The following is a 19151-nucleotide window of genomic DNA, read 5'->3' as shown; positions in this document are numbered from 1 at the left end:
CGTAATTAGCCCTTAACTTTTGCGTTAATTACTCGCTTTGGAATGAAGCCCCTGTGTTAGGGTATAACTCGGTAAGCGTGTTGGTTCACTTCCTTACTATGACATTGATTCAGTAATTGAATTAGATGATTAACGCAGAGGTTTATATGTCAATTCCAGCTATTGAAAGTGTTCTGGATAAAATGCAAATCCAGACTTTGCAAGCATCCAATATTGCAAAACCCCAGCCAGTACAAGCAGGGTTTGCTACTCAGCTTGTTCAAGCTGTGGGTAAAATTAATGAAACTCGAGTGAATGCAACCAACAAAGTGCAAGCGTTTACCTTAGGTACACCCGGTGTCGAATTAAACGATGTGATGGTAGATATGCAAAAATCCAGTATCTCATTACAAATGGGCATACAAGTGCGTAATAAGCTGGTCGCCGCTTATCAAGAAATCATGAGTATGCAGGTGTAGTACCTTATCATTTGATAAAGGTGGCTTTTCTTTTATATAGCTATAAAGAAGCACCTAATCAAAACAGAATGGGGCATCTCGCTCAACGTCATTGAATGGATGATATAAGCTTTGAATGTAATTAAATATTCGAATACTTATACTATTGTCTGTTATTTATGGTGATGAGTGCCCCGATTTGTGCACAAAGGATAAACACATCATTTTATTGATGTGCGTTTTTGCATATCTATACGAAAGCCACTCACTCTTTTATCTCTTCTTAGTATTAAAAACGGATAAAAGCGATTATTAAATAAGTGACTTAACCCATTGTTTTATGAAACAGCAATACTATGAATAATATTAGATATGGCTGGTTTAATAAGAACTAGCCATATTTTTTATATTTAATAAAAAATACATACTAGATTTTCTTTTAAAGTAAGTACAATCCTTGCCATTCGATTTTTAAAGTTTTAGCTTTAATCAGTTTCTAATGATGCATTACATTGTTTTCTAATCTCTTTGATATTTCTTGATAAATCGTCACTGTATATTTCAGGATAAAAGAAGTAACTCACGGAAATATCATAATTCCCTTCCTCATTTTTCTTGTATTGAACTTTCTGATCTTGGTTTATGATATCTCTAGAACTAAAATAAGAACGTTGAATATTATTTGCATCATAAGTAAGAAATCCACCATCGCTGGTAGTAACTACTTTTTTATATTGGCTATATTGAGAATCAAGACTTTTGATAATATTATTATCTTTAACTTTGAATTTATTTAAATCATTTGTTTCATAGGAGTAGACAACGCCATACAATCCTGTGAACTTTAATTCTTTGAATTTTTTATAAAAATAAACCTTATAATTTCCTTCTTTTTTTCCATCAATAATTTCATCAAAGGTTATTGCTGTCATTGGACAGGTTGAGGGATATTTATCGATAGGCTTTATTACAAAATTTGTTTTCTTCTGAAAATCATTAAATGACATTCCCCATGTTAATCCGAGTGGAGTGGGTTCGTTATAAATAGCGGTTTCTGCACAAACGCTAAAACTAATTAACATCATACAGCCTATAATCATTTTCTTTTTCATAGCTATCTCATATTTATTGGTATCCATGCTTTGAGCATAGATATAGAAAAATAACATCGATTAATTATCTGTTAGTACAGGTTACTATCACCCAATACACCTTATATTCTTATTTTGAAATGTATTTACGGTATATTGGGTAAGAAACTCCATAGATACATAGATTATTGGGGATAATCCGACAGCTTTAATAAATCCTGTTCAAGGCAGTCCGCACGAGACTTTTGATTGTAATCGAGATCTGCTCCAGTTTTCCCGTATAACTGTTTTTTTGAAATATAATATTCCATATCAAATAGGTATGGATTATCGCGCCATTCCTTATAATCTTTACCTGATTCATAACTTTTCCACACTGATGGACTAACTTTTTTTAACTGGTCAAAAGGTGGAGCCTTAATTAATTTCTGGATATCTGCTGGTAATGTAGCTTGCTTTTCTGAAGGTAGAGCTCCTAACCGCCATAACGCCAGAAAACTTCCTTGTCGTACTGCTGTAATAAGATATTGCATTTTCTGTGCGGGGTCACGGGTTAAATCGGCTAGATATACACCAGCTAATGGGGCGTTACCTTTAGCGAGAGCTTGCTGATACAGTTTTATTCGTTCATCAACAGAAAATACCAATTTATGATCATTGTGCGTAGCCGCTTGATAACAGTAGGCTGGACCATAGTCATTAGCGAGTGCTTTGTTTAGCCAAAAAGTACGAGTTTCTGGATCATGATTGCTGGCATACCATAAATTTTTAAATCCATAGCGCGTGATATAACTACTTTTTGCCAGAAAAAGCTGAGCAGCAGGATTATTTTTATTGGCTTCTTCCTTCGCCAGTGCTAATTCCCGTTCATAATTTTCCTGATTAATCTCAGGCTCAGGTTTGGGGAGAGTGATCACTTGAGCATCAGGTGGCATAACACCAGAATTACTGATTTTTTCTACGTTTATTATCTGGAGAGATAGATGTAGAGGTAAAATAAATATATGATCGCCAGTAAATTTTTCATCAGACTGTGGCTCTGGCGGTGAGCGAAGAATGGAAGTGTATGGTTCGCCTTTTTTCACTTCACGGAGTACACCCACTCCGTTTACCCCCAGAGAACAGTTCGGAATTATAATACTATCTTTATTTTCTTCATTATATTTTATAAGAATTGCTTTTTTTTCAATGTATCGTTTATTACCAATCCCATAAAAAAACAGGTAATCAGAAGTATCATTTTTTGCTTTCTGAATATAAAAGGATGGTACCTGTGTTTCTGTAGAGATGTAAGTACCGACGAGGGAAGGGCAGGATAAGTATGATTGATGAGTACAACCTGTCAGGCTGATAATACCTGCCAACGCCGCTAGTGAAAATAATAAGTGTTTTTTAAATTTCCAGTTATACATAGTGATATCCTTAAATAAAAATACTTATAAATGAACCTAACGATAATAACTTGAAGTTCAGGGGGCACTAAGCAGAATAATATAAAGTGGTGCTACTAAAATAAGACTTATCGCTTGAAATGGCATTACTGCAATTGTTTTCAATGTATCTGATGGCTTTAAATGTTTGGAATAATAATTAATGTTAACAAAAATAGGCTTAGGTAAAGAGTATTTTTCTAGTAATTCATCTTTATTAGATAAATTAACCATCTCTCCATTAGCATAAAATTTTCCAATAATAAAAAATCTATTTTCATAATTAGGTATCTGATTTTTAATCATTTCCTCATCGCTATTAGACTGATAGTTGCTTCTATAAAAATGATAAGTACTGGCAAGTTCATCGAGTTCATCTATAGTGAAATCTTTAGGATCTAAATAAATCATATAGCTACCATTAACAACACTTCCCATTATTCCTAGGCTAGCGCTAAAATAAATCACTTTTTGATTATATTTAGATGTGGCAAATTTTTTCAATGCAGTAATAGCCTCACCTTTAAAATGATAATTAGTAGAATCACTAAGGATATATAAATTATCATTTTCAATAAGTGCTGATTTAACCTTAATGATATCTCCACTTTTGTTGCTATCAATTTTTGTATATGAAGAACAGGCAGTAAGAAATAAAACCATCAATAGTATTTTAAAAAATATTTTCATTGAAACCTCCATGTTAAATAAGTTTTTAAATCTTATTAGCGACTTATAGTAAACAATACTTAAATATAATTAAAGTATAGCAGGGGTAAATAAAGTTGAATTTTATAAAGAGAGTTATTGTGAAGAAGCTCAAATAAGATGAGGAAAGATAATTGACAAAAATACGGATTAAATAACAAATCCATACTAGACCTTCCTCTTAGAGTAAGCCCTATCATCTTTTTAAACGTGATTTAAGGAGATGATTATGTGGGAACTTCTAAGAGATAATTGGTTTATTTTGATGTTATTACTTTGCCCGTTAATGCACCTCTTTATGCATAAACATCATCATGGCGAAAATAGTTCACACGATTGTTGTAAGAATAAAGAAGAAACAGAGGCACCAGAAAAAAAGAAAACACATTTAGATGCTTAAGAATGCGACTTTATATTGCTTTTGAGCTAAATAATGAGATTTAGCTGTGCCTTGATGAAACTTTAGCTGACAATTACTGTGAGAGTTTTTATAAAGTTCGGTCATATTTATCTTTGTTTTATGGTTAGATACATAGCATAGTGGGTTTTATCATCAAAAGTATCATACTATTTTAAACCACAAAAAATAAAATCAGCTCACATACAAATATGAATAGGTATGATAGTACTAAGGTTTCTATAACTTGATGAAAAAATAATGGGATTACTGGTTAAAGCACTGATAGGTGCGTTTGTCGTGGTATTAATTGCCATTTTATCGAAATCTCGCCATTACTATATTGCGGGATTGGTTCCGCTATTTCCCACTTTTGCGCTTATTGCACACTATATTGTGGGCTCTGAACGCTCTATTGAAGCGTTACGCACCACCATTATTTTTAGCCTGTGGGCAGTTATTCCTTATATGGTTTATCTAATTTCACTCTATGTGATGATTAACTATGTAAAATTATTTACGGCACTAGTTACGGCAGTGATTTGCTGGGTTATTGCTGCTTGGTTACTTATTCAATTATGGAACAAATTTCATGGATAGGGCCTTTGCTCTTTCCTATTTATTACTAGGTTAAAAAATAAAATAGAGAGAATATGAGAAAATCACTGCAACAAAAAATAATTCAAATATGTAATGATAAGATTTCAGCCAAAGGAGAGGGCGTGGGATTATCCTTTTATGCTTTTTTTGCAAATAAAAATGACAACCCTGAATTATTAATGGAAGCCGCAACATGGTGGATAATAACGCATAAATTGGATCACTTTGAAAAAGCAGTCAAAATAAAAAAATTAGTGCAATCAGAAATGGAATATCACGCCTGATTTTTCTACAATGCGGTTCATTTTTTTATAAAATAATTTTATTAAACTAAAAATTATTGATTATTATCACATTAAAGCGAGTCATAAACCGCTATGGTAATTACATGATTAATAACGTAAACGGTGATGATATGGAATATTGGTTTATTGCGTATAAAGTGCGTTCCAGAAATGGTGATACCTACGCCGGACATAAAATTGTAGAAACAGAAAGTGGGATCACACCCCATATTGCGTTAGATAAAGCATGTCAGGAAGTTGCTGAAGGGGCACAAGCTGATATTCCTGCGGTGAGAGTAGTTGCTTTTAATCGTTTATAAGATATTCTACCTAATAGAAAATCCTGCATTTATTTAATGTGGGATTTTTTTTATTTAAATTTGGTTATTTAATGTTCTTTTTATAAGCTGATTTACTAATAGAAATAATAAAAAATAAAGAATTCATTTATATTATTTAATTACATTGATCTGATAGAGTTTTTTCATTTCTTTTACTTAAATAAAATTCAATTATGTGATCTCGACTCTGCTAATTCATTTTTTATAATTGAACAAAAAAAGGCTTATGGGTAATGTGCTGGTGGGCTAAGGAATAGCTCAATACAAGGAAATAAAAATCATTATTTTGATTTTTTAGTCATTATTAAAAGGAAATTTACACTATGACAGTATTAACCGTTTATTTATGTGGTACCGGCTCTAACTCATTTGATAATAATAATCCTACCTTTTGGCAAGGGGAGTTAGTTGCCACTTTAGCGCAAAATAACCAAGGACGAGAGTTCGCACAGTGGTTTATTGTTGATGGCCCAGGTAGTGGTAATCTACAAGAGGATGATTTATGGGTTGAAAGCCCTAATTACTCTGATATTAAAGGTTCGCTATTTGGTAGTGGTTGGGAAGAAAACGTCAACCATGCGCTTTGCTTAATGAAAGGTAACTTTGATTGGCAACGTGAAAAATTGACAGAAGAGCAGTATAACCAACTAAAAAAAGCGGGCATTCCTATTGATGATGTTAAGGTAACAGGCTCTTTTTTATGGCGCAAATATGACTATGGCGATCGCCATGTCACTCAACAGCAACTCCAACAACAAATTATTCGTATCTTCCGTAAAGATGGCATTATTCCAACACAAGTTAACCTCGTGGGTTGGAGCCGTGGTGGTATTACTTGCCATATGCTAGCGAATGCAATGTTGGCAGACTCTCAATTAAAAGATATTCCTGTGAATATTTTTGCTATCGATCCTGTTCCGGGTCCACTGAATTTCCAACCAGAAAAAGTGACACTTGGTAAAAACGTCAAAGAGTATGTCGGATTTTATGCGAAAGATGAGCGCTCTAAAGGGTTTACTTGCGTGATCCCAACTGTTGCTACTGATACTAAAATGCATATTTTCCCTATTTCAGGGCGTCATGCCACATTAGTAGGTAATGCGTCTATTGATGGTAGTGAAGGTGAAAATGCACTATATGCACCGGGTTTAGTGGTTCGTCATTTTGCAGAAGTTTGTTTAACCCGTTGGGGCTGTGATTTAGCCAATAAATTAGCTTTAACGGATGCACAAATTACGGGCTATCACACCGATATAGCTAATGATGCAGATAAATATACAACAATGCGTCGTAAAACCTATTCTATCCATGAAAGCACAGGTAAAGATGAACGTAAGGTTTCACTAGGTAAAGAGGGTAAAGCATTCTCTGAGATCGTTGGCGTACAATATAATCCATCAGCAGGTTTAACTGCAGATTATTTATCAGATAAGCAACTTTATGATGTGATTAAATAAATTATTATTTATCAAATTACTATGAGCTAATATGTCGCCTACACTACGTGGGCGATTTCTATTTCACTCTTTATATTAAACAAAACGATAAAATAAAGCTTTTTTCGATAATATTACATTATCATTGAGTGCTTTTTATTACTTTAAACCACGGGATAAAGCACATGAATTGGATTTTAAAAACATTTTCACAACTCACGACAGATGAACTTTACGCTATTTTAGCATTAAGAAATCAGGTTTTTATTTGTGAGCAGCAATGTGCTTATCAAGATCTGGATGGGGTAGATCAAAATACATTACACTTGTTTGCCAAAGAGGAAGATGGCCAGCAACTTATTGCTTATGCACGTCTGTTGCCTCAAGGTATCGCATTTAAAGAAGCTTCAATAGGGCGGGTGATTGTTGCTCAAAATCAGCGGGGAAGTGGTATTGCGCATCAGTTAATAAAAGAGGCGATTGCAACTACGTGTCGTCAATTTAACACCCATACAATAAAAATAATGGCACAGGCATATTTAGTCTCATTTTATCAATCACATGGCTTTGTTATCGATTCAGAAACGTATCTTGAAGATAACATTCCACATATTGATATGGTGTTAGTGCAATCTGTACAATCTGTGTAACCAAAAAATAAAAAAACAAAAATAGAAAAGGGTAAGCGTTGATTTTTACGTTACCGATAACAAATTGGGCTGAATAATAAGAGTGACTTTTTCTAAGTAAAGACGCCATTAGCTAATAAAACCGCTTTTGGCGCAGAGGAGAGTTATTTAAGATTGAGATCAGGATAATAACTATGTTCTGTAAACTGACCATAGCTATTTTGTACCCTCTGCTCTTGTTCAGTCTGTCTAATTAACACGCCGAGCTCATCTAGACGAGCCCGTAATAAATTTCGCGTCTCATTTTCGTTTTCTAAGATTTTCTTTAGCATATCTGTGAGGCGTTGTTGTAGTCTCAGCTCACCGTCAGCCGGTTTTATCATCTTAGTGATACTTTCAACGCTTTTTAAATAATCCATTTCCATTTCTATCAGCTTGTCCCATTGCTGATCTTTGGCAAGCGTTAACATTTGCTCACTTGATTTTAAAACATGCTCGTAAGCCGCCATAATATCCATATTGTTGTCCACTCTAATTTAATAAGAATTAATCTGTGTGCCGATTTGTTGCCAAGCATCAGAAATTTCAGTTAAGAGCTTGATGACTTCATGAATTTTTTCTGGGTTATTTTTTAAGTTAGCATCGAGTAGCTGATTAACCATATAGTCATAAAGGAGCTCCAGATTCTCTGCAAGCTCGCCACCTTTTTCTTTATCCAGACCTTGTTTTAATCCGTTACCAATAATATTAATGGCTTTAGAAATATTTTCGCCTTTACCAGCAATATTTCCTTGTTCCATTAATATTAATGCACGGCGAAGGGCGCTAAGCGCCCCATTAAATAGGATCTGGATCAGCTGGTAAGGCGTGGCATTTAAAATCTCGCTTTCAACGTCGATTTGAGCATACATTTTACTGGCTGATTGTTGATACATAGTGTCCTACTTTTAAAGATTACATTAATAAACGGCCGATTGAGGCACTGGAGTTAGTCATGGAGTTGACCATTTTATCTAACTGTTGGAACTGTTTTTTATAACGTTCCATCGTGGCTGCAATGTTTCGTTCCGTGTTTTTAATTTGTTTATCAAGCGTTTTTTTACGTTTTTTCACACCATCAGTGGCGATATCTAAAGTACCATCATTAGATTGCAGGGTTTTCTTTAGGTAATTATAGGTTTGAGTACCAAAACCTGTTTCTTTACCGTCACCCATAAAAAACTCTTTCACGTTGGCAGGTTTTTCTTTTAACGCTTCATCCAGTTTTTTATTATCGATCTCTAAAGAGCCATCGACCTTAAACTTAATACCCATTTTATTTAGGGTATCCATTTCAACGCCTTCTTGAGAACGAGTCACAAAACTTTTTAGCTCAGACATAATCATACGGCTAGTACCATCGCCGAGTAATACGCCATTATCTTTTGATGCTGCTTCACCTTTCTCTACTTGTGTATATTTAGTCAGAGATTTATAGGTACTATTTAGATCGTTATAAGCGTCTGTCCAAGCCTTTATAGCCTCTTTCATTGGCTCAATATCACGGGCAACAGTGACTATTTCAGGCTTATCTGCTTTGTCTTTATTATCAAAAGTCGTTTTTTTAAGATTTAAGGTGATACCTTCAGGTGCATCTTTAATCTCATTAGTTTGGCGCTCAATATCAATACCATTAATCGTTATTTGTGCATTATTTGCAGGAACGATTTGTTGCATTGCGCCACTACTCGTTTTAGTTGAATAACTAATAAAGTCATTCAATTTGTTATCACCTTCAACAGTGATTTCCATTTGAGAATCAGTTCCTTCTTTACGAGAAGTCAGAACTAAATGGTTAACACCATCTTTGGCTTTAACAATAGTGGCAGAAACATTACCCTCTTTTTTATTGATTGCATCACGCAATTCGATAATAGACGTTTGCTTATCTGTTAACTCAATACGTAATGGTTCTTTCTCACCTTTTTGAGTTATTACTAAGGTGCGTTTATTCCCTTCACCTAAGGTTTCACCTATAGGAGTTTCAATATCCGGAATTGCTTTTGATTTCAGTGTCTGAGCATGAGCTAATTCTTTAATTGATACGGTATAGTTACCGATACTGGCTTTACCATCCGTCGTCACTTTAAAGGCATCAAACTCATCATCAACTTTAGTTGCAACAATCTTGTCGAATTTTTTTAAGTCTTCAGAGGCTTTTTGTAACTTATCAAGTTGGCCACGAATTTTACCGTAAGCGGTAATTTGCGCTTCGTAGCTTTTCATCTGTTTATCAAGGGGCTCAAGGCGTTTATTTTCCGCCGCCTCTAATTGTGCCAATGTTTGGCTAAGAGGCATCCCTGAGCCCGCTCCTAGTGAAGCAATACCAGCCATACCAGTCTCCTTTCTGTGTTCGTAAAATAATCCTCAAAAAGTGTTATCGGTAGAATCGGCGAAAAGTTTACGTCTATTTGGTATTTTTGATGAGTGAAACAGGCTGCCATATAGAAGCCTTTTATTGCCATTGGTGACCAAAGTCGAATTTAGAAGGAAAAAAAAGGACTGAGACGAAAATTGATAAAAATTTAATAAAAAAATAATAAATTAATTTCTTTGTTTATCATTGACTTGATATTAATTCTATAAAAAAACACAGAAATATTTGTAGGAAAAGTTAAAGGTTGTATGTGGGGTGCCGATAAACTTGTTGCCGGTGATTAACACCGAAAATGAATAGGCAAACTTTTATTTTATCGACTTGATTTTAAAGGAATCTAGCTATGGCACAAGTCATTAATACCAACTATCTATCTCTGGTAACTCAAAACAACCTGAACAAATCTCAGGGAGCTTTAGGAAGTGCAATCGAGCGTCTGTCTTCTGGTATGCGTATCAACAGCGCTAAAGACGATGCAGCAGGTCAAGCGATTGCTAACCGTTTCACTTCAAACGTAAATGGTTTAACTCAAGCATCACGTAATGCGAACGATGGTATCTCATTAGCTCAAACAGCTGAAGGTGCTCTGAACGAAATCAACAACAACTTACAACGTATCCGTGAGTTAACAGTTCAAGCTAAAAATGGTACTAACTCAACTTCAGACGTTAAATCAATTCAAGAAGAAGTTGATGAGCGTTTAAATGAAATCCAACGTATTTCTGACCAAACTCAGTTCAATGGCGTTAAAGTATTAAGCGAAGATACTGATATGAAAATTCATGTTGGTACTAACGACGGCGAAGCAATCAATGTTTCTCTGAAAAAAATTGATAAAACTGAACTGGGTGTGAACGACTTTAAAGTGTTCACAGAAAAAGAAGGCGATGCAATCACTAAAGGTGCAAACCAAGCTGTTACCGATTTAGGTGGTACTACAGGTAAGAAAATTCAAGATGCAGATGGTGATGTAACTGTTGCTAAGCGTAAAGAAGGTACTAAAGAGTTAGATGATAAATTTATCGCAACTAAAGGCAGTAAAAATTATGAAGTAACTTCTAAATCAGTTGATGCTGATGGTAACGTAAATGTTGTTTTAGGCAAAGAAATTGCAACTGATGCTAAAACTGCTTCTAAAGTTAAAGTTAATGAGACTTCATTAGCTACTTTAGATGACGCTATCAATAAAGTTGATGCTACTCGTTCTAACTTAGGTGCGATTCAAAACCGTTTTGAATCTACTATCAACAACCTGAACAACACTGTTAACAACTTATCTGCTGCACGTAGCCGTATCTTAGATGCTGACTATGCAACAGAAGTTTCTAACATGAGCCGTGGTCAAATCCTGCAACAAGCTGGTACTTCAGTACTTGCTCAAGCAAACCAAGTACCACAATCAGTTCTGTCTCTGTTACGTTAATTCGTACTCTGACACAAAAGATACCTTTCTATATCCAAAAGGTCCTCGTAAGAGGGCCTTTTTTTGTTTTTGTATTTTATCTTTAAACCCACTCTTTTTAGTTTTTATTTTTTTCTCAATTTAATTCTCTTTTCTTTTAACTCAATAAGTTCTTAAAAATTAACTGACTGGCTTTTATTGCTATTTTCGCGACGCCAAAAATCGTAAAACCCTCGAAATTGATGACGATAGTGTTTAGGCAACGTTATTACAGTGACGTAATAACAAACCTATTCATGAAAAAATATTTTAAAATCAAGTCGAAGGAATATTGTATGGCACAAGTTATTAATACCAATTACCTGTCTTTAGTGACCCAAAATAATTTAAATAAATCCCAAGGCGCTTTAGGCACAGCCATTGAACGTTTATCTTCCGGTATGCGTATCAATAGCGCAAAAGATGATGCGGCAGGTCAAGCGATTGCTAACCGTTTTACTGCAAATATTAACGGCTTAACTCAAGCATCTCGTAATGCCAATGACGGTATTTCTGTTGCTCAAACTACAGAAGGGGCATTAAACGAAATTAATACCAATTTACAACGTATTCGTGAATTAACTGTTCAAGCTAAAAATGGTACTAATTCAAATTCAGATATTAGCTCTATTCAAAATGAAGTCACTGAACGTTTAGCTGAAATTAATCGTATCTCTGAACAAACTCAATTTAATGGTGTAAAAGTATTGAGTGGTGATACAGAAATGAGCATTCAAGTCGGTACTAACGATAAAGAAGCGATTAAATTTAAATTAGATAAAATTGATAATGATGTTTTAGGTGTTGGAAACGATAAGTTATATACCGAAACAACAGTTAAGAAAGGGGAAAAAAAAGCTGGCACGAGTATTACAACGCAAACGGAGCTTGATAAAATTGTCGTGGGTGCAATTAAAATGTCAGGTAGTGACACTTTATCTACCTATATGGAAGATGGTAAAGAAGTCAAAGGAAAATATATCTATCATGATGGTACTGGTTCTAAAGACTATTTAGTTTCAGCATCTGACCTTGAATTAACAGGTGCGACAACTAAAAATGAAGTGAGCATAAAAGCAGCATCAAAAAAAACAGCTAATGAATTTACAGCCAGCACTGGTGTTGATGTAAAAACATTAACCGTTAATGATGATGCGCTAGAAACATTAGATTCTGCCATTAATAAAGTTGATGAGGCACGTTCTAAATTAGGTGCGGTACAAAACCGTTTTCAATCGACTATTAATAATTTAAATAATACTGTGAATAATTTATCTGCTTCACGTAGCCGTATTTTAGATACAGATTATTCAACTGAAGTATCCAATATGAGCAAAGGCCAAATTCTGCAACAAGCGGGTACAGCTGTGCTTGCTCAGGCAAATCAAGTTCCACAATCTGTTCTTTCTCTATTACGTTAATCCCATTTTTAAATAATCCTCAAACTATACCCACTGCAAGATTTTGCAGTGGGTATTTTTTCATCAAAACAATCGTTTTTTTAATTAATCATTTATGAGTATTTCAACTCGCTAATTAGACGCTAAAATCTCACAAAATAAAATACTATGATTTATATGTTATTTTTTTATGAACAGAATGCATATTCAATGCGTCGATTTCTTTTAATGAGATAAATTATCAATTTAATTAACGGTTTTTCTAAGGATTAGCTACGGGTGTTTTAAGGTAAAGTAGTTCTCGTAATGCAATGACAAATTAATTTATCAATGAAAACCCGATTTTTGCTGAAAATTTGGCATAGGTGAAAAAGAGGCGCTTTTGTTTCACTGTTCAGCCGATTGCTAAATTTATTTCGCCAGATAATGGTTTCCGGTCTTTTATCCAAAGGTGTCTTTTGTTGTGAGTGATTTGTATACCGCCGAAGGCGTGATGGACAAAAATAGCCTCTGGGAGCGATATGTCCCGTTGGTTCGCCATGAAGCATTACGATTACAGGTCAAGTTACCTGCGAGTGTTGAATTGGATGATCTTTTGCAAGCGGGTGGGATTGGGTTATTAAACGCCGTTGAGCGTTATGACTCAATGCAAGGTGCTGCCTTTACCACTTACGCTGTTCAACGTATCCGTGGCTCTATGTTAGATGAGCTACGTAGTCGAGATTGGGCGCCACGCAGTGTGCGTCGCAATGCAAGAGAAGTTACACATTCTATTCATCAATTAGAGCAGGATCTAGGACGACCCCCATTAGAACAGGAAGTTGCTGATCATTTGCAGATTGAGTTAGCAGAATACCGGCAGATCCTATTGGATACGAATAACAGCCAATTGTTCTCTTATGACGAATGGCATGAAATTTACGGTGAAAGCTGTGAACCGTCTCAAGACGAAGATCATGATGACAATCCATTACAGATGTTATTAGAAAGTGATATTCGCCAAAGAGTCATAGACGCGATAGAATTGCTTCCCGAAAGGGAAAAAATGGTTCTTACCCTGTATTATCAGGAAGAACTTAATTTGAAAGAAATAGGCGCAGTGCTTAATGTCGGGGAATCCCGCGTGAGCCAGCTACACAGCCAAGCCATAAAAAGGCTGCGAGCACGCTTAAACCCAGAGAAATAGAAGTTTTGCTTATTTTTGTTTTTGTTTATTAAGACTACAACACAGGGCTTTATCTCTTATGTCTGTTTCAACACAAAAGAAACGGCCGCTAAGCCGTTACATTAAAGACTATAAACACAGCCAGACTCATTGTCTACATTGCCACAAGGCGCTTGATCGGATCTCTCTCGTATTCAATCGCCAAGTTATCAATAAAGAAGCCATTTCTGAAATGACGGATTTAATTGATGATGAAACGTGGGAAACGTTACAAGAGAAATTTTCTGCGCTATGCCGTTTTTGTAGTGAGATTTACTGTAATAGTGAAACTGATTACTTTGACATTATGTCTTTTAAGCAGTATTTGTTTGAACAAACGGAGATGAGCCACAGTACTGTTCGCGAGTATGTGGTTCGTTTACGTCGGCTCGATGAATTACTGACTTCAACTAATTTTCCTCGTCAAGAATTTACGACAGAGAAAATTCAGTCAGACCTGAGTAAAAAGCTCACTCCCTCTGCATTTAGTAACTACAATATTGCGCTACGTAAGTACGAGCAATATCTCGATTGGTGTCAAGAGCCACCATCGATGAATAGCAGTCACTAATTGCGCTCAAGAGAGACCTTAAAAGGAGTAGCCTAGCCTGCTCCTTTTTCTTTTGACCTAATTCAAATGCCTTTCTATTTTTTCTTACTTAATCTCTTTGTTGTTTTTCTATTTCTTTATTTATCAATGATTAAATACAATATTTTATTTATGGTATGCCATTAATATGGCATTAGCATGGCAATTAATAAGTAAAAAAAACGCCCCGAAGGGCGTAACTTTTAAGGTATACATAACGATATAATTCAATCAACTTCTAGGTTTTGGTTGACTTGGTGACAAGTATATTTACTAATTCAATAGTCGGCGATGGATAAATATAAAAAGAGTGAGAATAGTCACAGCATTAAGATAAATATCTATCTTGGCTATTTTTTATAACCATTAGATTAATAAAAGAAAAAACCACCTTTAATCAAAAAATTTTTAAAGGTGGTCTCAAAATAAAAAGAGAAAAAGAGGAGAGCTAATTAACTAATGGTCATTAAACTTGCGTTACCACCTGCGGCCGCGGTATTAATGCTTAATGCCCTTTCATGTAATAAACGCTCTAACAACAAGCTCGTTTCACCTCGTGAAAATCCTTGGACAGAAATTATTGCCCCTTTGCGTTGAGCAATTTTCTGGCAAGTTTCACGTAATTGATCACCATCACCATGATAAATAACCGCATTTATTTTCAGTGATTCATCATTCCAGTTTTCAGTCAATGTAATGGCTTTTCTAACAATATCAGGTAATTCACGGTATGTTTTTTGTGAGAATGCACTATTGACGATAATGGCATGGCAACCCGAGGCGAGAACACCTGCTATTTGGGTTAACACATCTTGCTCATTATCTGAAATGCAAAGCACATTACCGCAAGGAACTAATTGGTAAGTATTACGTTCGCCAGTAGGACCAGGCAATACACGTAATGTTCCTGCTTGGGATGCAAGAGCATATTTTTCTAAGGCTTCATAGTGTGATTTATCTGCTTTGTTTGATAACCATTCCATATACTTATGGTAAGTTTGTAAATTACGCATAGAAGTATCAAGTGGGAATGTCTCATCTTGACGTGCTAGTGTTTGTGTTGCGGCATTTTCAGGGCGTTTAGATAATAAGCGATACAGATAAACAGGGCCGCCTGCTTTCGGGCCTGTACCGGATAATCCCTCACCACCAAAAGGCTGAACACCGACAACCGCACCGACCATATTACGGTTTACGTATAAATTCCCGACTTTGGCATTTGAGGCAACATAAGCGATAGTCTCATCAATACGCGTATGAACGCCCATTGTTAAACCATAACCTGTTGCATTAATTTCTTCGAGTAATGCAGGCAAATCTTGACTTGCATAACGCACAACATGTAATACAGGGCCAAAAATCTCTCTTTTTAGAGAACTGACTTTATCTAGTTCAATTAGAGTCGGTTGAACAAAGGTACTGTTATTTTCAATTTGTTTTGGCAGGTTATTGTGTGAAGCTTGATAAATATCGTAACCTGCTGTACGCATAACTTGAATATGTTTCTCAATACCTATTTTAGCTTCTTTATCAATAACAGGGCCAATATCGGTGGATAATAAACTCGGATCACCTATTACCGCTTGTGCCATTGCTCCTTTAAGCATCTCAATGGTGTGATCTGCCACTTCTTCTTGAATACATAAAAGACGTAACGCAGAACAGCGTTGACCAGCACTATCATAAGCTGAAGCCATAACATCTGTAACAACTTGTTCGGTTAATGCAGAAGAATCCACAATCATGGCATTTAAACCACCAGTTTCTGCAATTAAAGGAACAGGGTGACCTTCGCTATCTAATCGACCAGCTAAGGTCTTTTGTAAAATATGAGCAACATCTGTCGAGCCTGTAAACATCACACCACGAACACGTTCATCAGCTACTAAACGTGCGCCAATGGTTTCGCCTTGACCCGGTAACAGCTGTAATGCAAAGCGAGGAACACCTGCTTGATGGAAGAGTTCAACTGCTTTTGATGCAATTAAAGGCGTTTGCTCCGCCGGTTTAGCAAGTACGGTATTACCTGCGGCTAACGCTGCAGCGATCTGTCCGCTGAATATAGCTAATGGGAAGTTCCATGGGCTGATACAAACCACAGGCCCTAAAGGACGATGTGTATTGTTATCAAAATCTTGTGCAACTTGTGCTGCATAGTAATAGAGAAAATCAATCGCTTCTCGTACTTCTGCAATAGCATTGCTATAAGTTTTGCCCGCTTCGCGCACTAAAATTCCCATTAATGGACCCATTTGTTGTTCCATTAATTCCGCAGTGCGAACTAAGAAAGAGGCTCTTTGTGTAGGAGGTGTTGCAAACCATATTTCTCCATTTTCTTGAGCAACCGTTAAAGCAAAATCTACCTCGGCTTCAGTGGTTTCTCTTACTGTACCGACTATATCAGTATGATTTGCCGGGTTTAGAACAGATTGAGGATCTGGTATTTTTTCTGAAGAATTAAACGTATCACCTAACAACGGTTCACAATGTCTATTTTCAGTGGCCGAGGTTAATAATGCACTAGAGAGTGATGCCAAACGGTGTTCATTTGACATATCAATACCTGGTGAATTTTTACGTTCATCACCATAAAGCTGATGAGGAAGTGGAATTTTAGGGTGTGAAAGCCCAACTTGCCCCTCAGCCTGTGCTATTTTATTGACTTCTTTGACCGGATCAGCGACCAACTCATCAAGGGAAATAGTGGTATCCGCGATGCGGTTTACAAATGAGGTGTTGGCACCATTTTCAAGTAAACGACGCACTAAATAGGCAAGTAATGTTTCATGAGTTCCTACTGGTGCATAAATGCGACAAGGTCGACCCAACTTTCCGTCTGCTATTTTTCCTACAACTTGAGCATAAAGAGGCTCGCCCATGCCATGTAAACATTGGAATTCATATTGCCCAGGGTAATAGTTTTGTCCTGCCAAATGATAAATTGCGGAAAGGGTGTGCGCGTTATGTGTTGCAAATTGAGGATAAATAAAATTAGGTGATGCAAGCAGTTTCTTTGCACAAGCCAAATAGGAAACATCGGTATACACTTTACGAGTATAAACAGGATAATCCTCAAGACCATCAATTTGAGCGCGTTTTACTTCACTATCCCAATATGCGCCTTTTACTAAACGGACCATTAAGCGACGACGGCTTCTGCGAGCTAAATCGATGACATAATCAATCACTAATGGGCAACGTTTTTGGTAGGCTTGAATAACAAAACCAATCCCATTCCAACCCGCTAATTCAGGTTCAAAACAGAGTTTTTCAAGGAGATCGAGTGAAATCTCAAGTCTATCCGCTTCTTCTGCATCAATATTAATACCGATATCATATTGCTTTGCTTGTAATGTTAATGAGAGCAGGCGAGGGTAAAGCTCTGCCATAACACGTTCATATTGTGCACGACTGTAGCGAGGATGTAATGCTGAAAGCTTGATTGATATTCCTGGGCCTTCATAAATACCTCTGCCATTAGACGCTTTACCAATGGCGTGGATAGCTTGCTGATAGGAAACTAAGTAATCTTGTGCGTCTTTTTCCGTTAGTGCAGCTTCTCCTAACATGTCATAAGAATAGCTAAAGCCTTTCTCTTCAAGCTTACGTGCATTCGCTAGTGCTTGAGAAATAGTCTCACCTGTAACGAATTGCTCCCCCATTAAACGCATGGCCATATCAACGCCTTTACGCACTAATGGCTCACCACTTTTAGTCAAGATGCGATTTAAAGAGTTAGAGAGTTTTTCTTCATTATGTGTAGAAACTAATTTACCCGTGAATAATAAGCCCCATGTTGCTGCATTTACAAACATCGATTGGCTTTGTCCTAAGTGTGAGCGCCAATTACCATGACTAATTTTGTCACGAATAAGAGCATCACGTGTGGCTTTATCTGGAATACGCAGTAACGCTTCCGCTAAACACATTAAAGCCACACCTTCTTGCGAAGAAAGTGAAAATTCTTGTAATAAGCCTTGTACAAGTCCTGAACGTCCAATGCCATTTTTTTGTTTACGTAATTTTTCGGCAATGGAATAGGCTAATTTATGCGTTGCTTGGGCTTCATTTTCAGGTAATGTCGCTTGCTGCAACAGCATAGGAACAGCCTGTATCTCAGGTGTGCGATATGCAGAGGTAATGGCAGAGCGTAAAACAGATTGCGGGTGAATATGTTCAGCAAACTCTAAAAAAGGCTGATAATGGGCTATTGGTGTTTCAGTATCTCCTTCAAGATCTTGCTCAGCAAATGTTGTATTAACAATATTCACCTGATCATTTTCAATTTGTTCAAGATAATTGAAGATAGCTTGTTTAATTAACCAATGCGATGTTCTATCTAATTTTTGTGCAGCCTCTTTTAATCTATTGCGGGTATCTTCATCAAGTCTAACACCCATTGTTGTGCTACTCATGCAGTGCTCCTCATATTCTATTTCTCATTCACAAGTACTGTTACCCGTTATTTTTATTAATATCATTCATGTTGCAACTTTGTGCAACATTGTTAACAATTTATTTATAAATAATGTGAAAGTGGTCAGGTTTTATGAGTGATTAAAAATAAATCACTTTGTATCTTTTAATATATCTATATAAATCAGTTAATTATATTTATTTTATTGATGTTTATATTTATAATGTTGTTCAAATTAAGACAAATAGTGTGAAGTGATAAACAAAAATTAAACATTTAAACGTTAATTTCTTGTTAAATGCAGTTAACTTATTCTAGGATTGATGTGAAT

At 36.0% G+C, this 19151-nt stretch carries 18 protein-coding genes; 11 read left to right on the top strand and 7 right to left on the bottom strand.

Going from position 1 to position 19151, the window contains the following annotated elements; all coding sequences use genetic code 11:
- The first annotated feature begins 146 nt into the window (after positions 1-146).
- Positions 147-458, top strand: a complete 312-nt coding sequence (gene fliE, locus DK866_RS03855) for a flagellar hook-basal body complex protein FliE (RefSeq protein ID WP_072063097.1) — start codon at positions 147-149, stop codon at positions 456-458.
- Positions 459-922: 464 nt separating this feature from the next.
- On the opposite strand, the gene DK866_RS03850 is transcribed toward fliE, so the two are convergent.
- From DK866_RS03850 to DK866_RS03840, 3 genes are all read right to left on the bottom strand, one after another.
- Positions 923-1549: a hypothetical protein gene (locus DK866_RS03850; protein ID WP_162556973.1), complete on the bottom strand. Its 627-nt coding sequence runs from the start codon at positions 1547-1549 to the stop codon at positions 923-925.
- 164 nt (positions 1550-1713) lie between these two features.
- Positions 1714-2940 carry a hypothetical protein gene (locus DK866_RS03845; RefSeq protein ID WP_109407801.1) on the bottom strand — a complete coding sequence of 409 codons (1227 nt, stop codon included), beginning with the start codon at positions 2938-2940 and terminating at the stop codon, positions 1714-1716.
- A gap of 57 nt (positions 2941-2997) precedes the next feature.
- Positions 2998-3648 carry a hypothetical protein gene (locus tag DK866_RS03840; protein ID WP_109407800.1) on the bottom strand — a complete coding sequence of 217 codons (651 nt, stop codon included), beginning with the start codon at positions 3646-3648 and terminating at the stop codon, positions 2998-3000.
- A 247-nt stretch (positions 3649-3895) separates the two neighbouring features.
- On the opposite strand from DK866_RS03840, the gene DK866_RS03835 reads away from it, so the two are divergent.
- From DK866_RS03835 to DK866_RS03810, 6 genes are all read left to right on the top strand, one after another.
- Positions 3896-4066, top strand: a complete 171-nt coding sequence (locus DK866_RS03835) for a DUF2933 domain-containing protein (RefSeq protein ID WP_083629098.1) — start codon at positions 3896-3898, stop codon at positions 4064-4066.
- Between the two features lie 258 nt (positions 4067-4324).
- Complete coding sequence (locus tag DK866_RS03830; RefSeq protein ID WP_208624167.1) at positions 4325-4663, top strand: GlpM family protein; 339 nt, start codon at positions 4325-4327, stop codon at positions 4661-4663.
- Between the two features lie 53 nt (positions 4664-4716).
- A complete protein-coding gene (locus tag DK866_RS03825) occupies positions 4717-4947 on the top strand; it encodes a DUF6500 family protein (protein WP_109407797.1) in 231 nt (76 codons plus the stop codon).
- A gap of 104 nt (positions 4948-5051) precedes the next feature.
- The gene (locus DK866_RS03820; protein WP_006533140.1) at positions 5052-5267 is read left to right on the top strand and encodes a hypothetical protein; all 216 of its coding nucleotides are present in this window, start codon (positions 5052-5054) and stop codon (positions 5265-5267) included.
- Between the two features lie 344 nt (positions 5268-5611).
- Entirely contained in the window at positions 5612-6745 is a 1134-nt protein-coding gene (locus DK866_RS03815) for a hypothetical protein (RefSeq protein ID WP_109407796.1), read from the top strand.
- A 164-nt stretch (positions 6746-6909) separates the two neighbouring features.
- Positions 6910-7374 (top strand): GNAT family N-acetyltransferase, encoded by a 465-nt coding sequence (locus tag DK866_RS03810; protein WP_099660615.1) that lies wholly within the window; start codon positions 6910-6912, stop codon positions 7372-7374.
- 143 nt (positions 7375-7517) lie between these two features.
- On the opposite strand, the gene fliT is transcribed toward DK866_RS03810, so the two are convergent.
- The 3 genes from fliT to fliD are packed head-to-tail and all read right to left on the bottom strand — an operon-like array spanning position 7518 to position 9726.
- Positions 7518-7871: a flagellar protein FliT gene (gene fliT / locus DK866_RS03805; RefSeq protein ID WP_075673014.1), complete on the bottom strand. Its 354-nt coding sequence runs from the start codon at positions 7869-7871 to the stop codon at positions 7518-7520.
- 18 nt (positions 7872-7889) lie between these two features.
- Positions 7890-8288: a flagellar export chaperone FliS gene (gene fliS / locus DK866_RS03800; RefSeq protein WP_023581844.1), complete on the bottom strand. Its 399-nt coding sequence runs from the start codon at positions 8286-8288 to the stop codon at positions 7890-7892.
- Positions 8289-8307: 19 nt separating this feature from the next.
- Positions 8308-9726, bottom strand: a complete 1419-nt coding sequence (fliD, locus tag DK866_RS03795; RefSeq protein WP_109407795.1) for a flagellar filament capping protein FliD — start codon at positions 9724-9726, stop codon at positions 8308-8310.
- Between the two features lie 386 nt (positions 9727-10112).
- Between fliD and DK866_RS03790 the strand changes: the two genes are divergently transcribed.
- The 4 genes from DK866_RS03790 to fliZ all read left to right on the top strand — a co-directional run bounded on the left by DK866_RS03790 (position 10113) and on the right by fliZ (position 14385).
- Entirely contained in the window at positions 10113-11192 is a 1080-nt protein-coding gene (locus tag DK866_RS03790; RefSeq protein WP_109407794.1) for a FliC/FljB family flagellin, read from the top strand.
- 314 nt (positions 11193-11506) lie between these two features.
- Positions 11507-12631 (top strand): FliC/FljB family flagellin, encoded by a 1125-nt coding sequence (locus DK866_RS03785; protein ID WP_109407793.1) that lies wholly within the window; start codon positions 11507-11509, stop codon positions 12629-12631.
- A 442-nt stretch (positions 12632-13073) separates the two neighbouring features.
- On the top strand, positions 13074-13796 hold the full coding sequence (locus DK866_RS03780) for an RNA polymerase sigma factor FliA (RefSeq protein ID WP_036912728.1): 723 nt from the start codon (positions 13074-13076) through the stop codon (positions 13794-13796).
- 58 nt (positions 13797-13854) lie between these two features.
- Positions 13855-14385, top strand: a complete 531-nt coding sequence (gene fliZ, locus DK866_RS03775) for a flagella biosynthesis regulatory protein FliZ (RefSeq protein ID WP_006533125.1) — start codon at positions 13855-13857, stop codon at positions 14383-14385.
- Positions 14386-14855: 470 nt separating this feature from the next.
- On the opposite strand, the gene putA is transcribed toward fliZ, so the two are convergent.
- Complete coding sequence (gene putA / locus DK866_RS03770) at positions 14856-18818, bottom strand: trifunctional transcriptional regulator/proline dehydrogenase/L-glutamate gamma-semialdehyde dehydrogenase (protein WP_109407792.1); 3963 nt, start codon at positions 18816-18818, stop codon at positions 14856-14858.
- Positions 18819-19151: the final 333 nt, after the last annotated feature.

The organism is Proteus genomosp. 4 str. ATCC 51469, assembly GCF_003144375.1.
GTDB lineage: Bacteria > Pseudomonadota > Gammaproteobacteria > Enterobacterales > Enterobacteriaceae > Proteus.
Note: the sequence above shows the minus strand (reverse complement) of the source record. Positions and strands in the feature narration are given on the sequence as shown.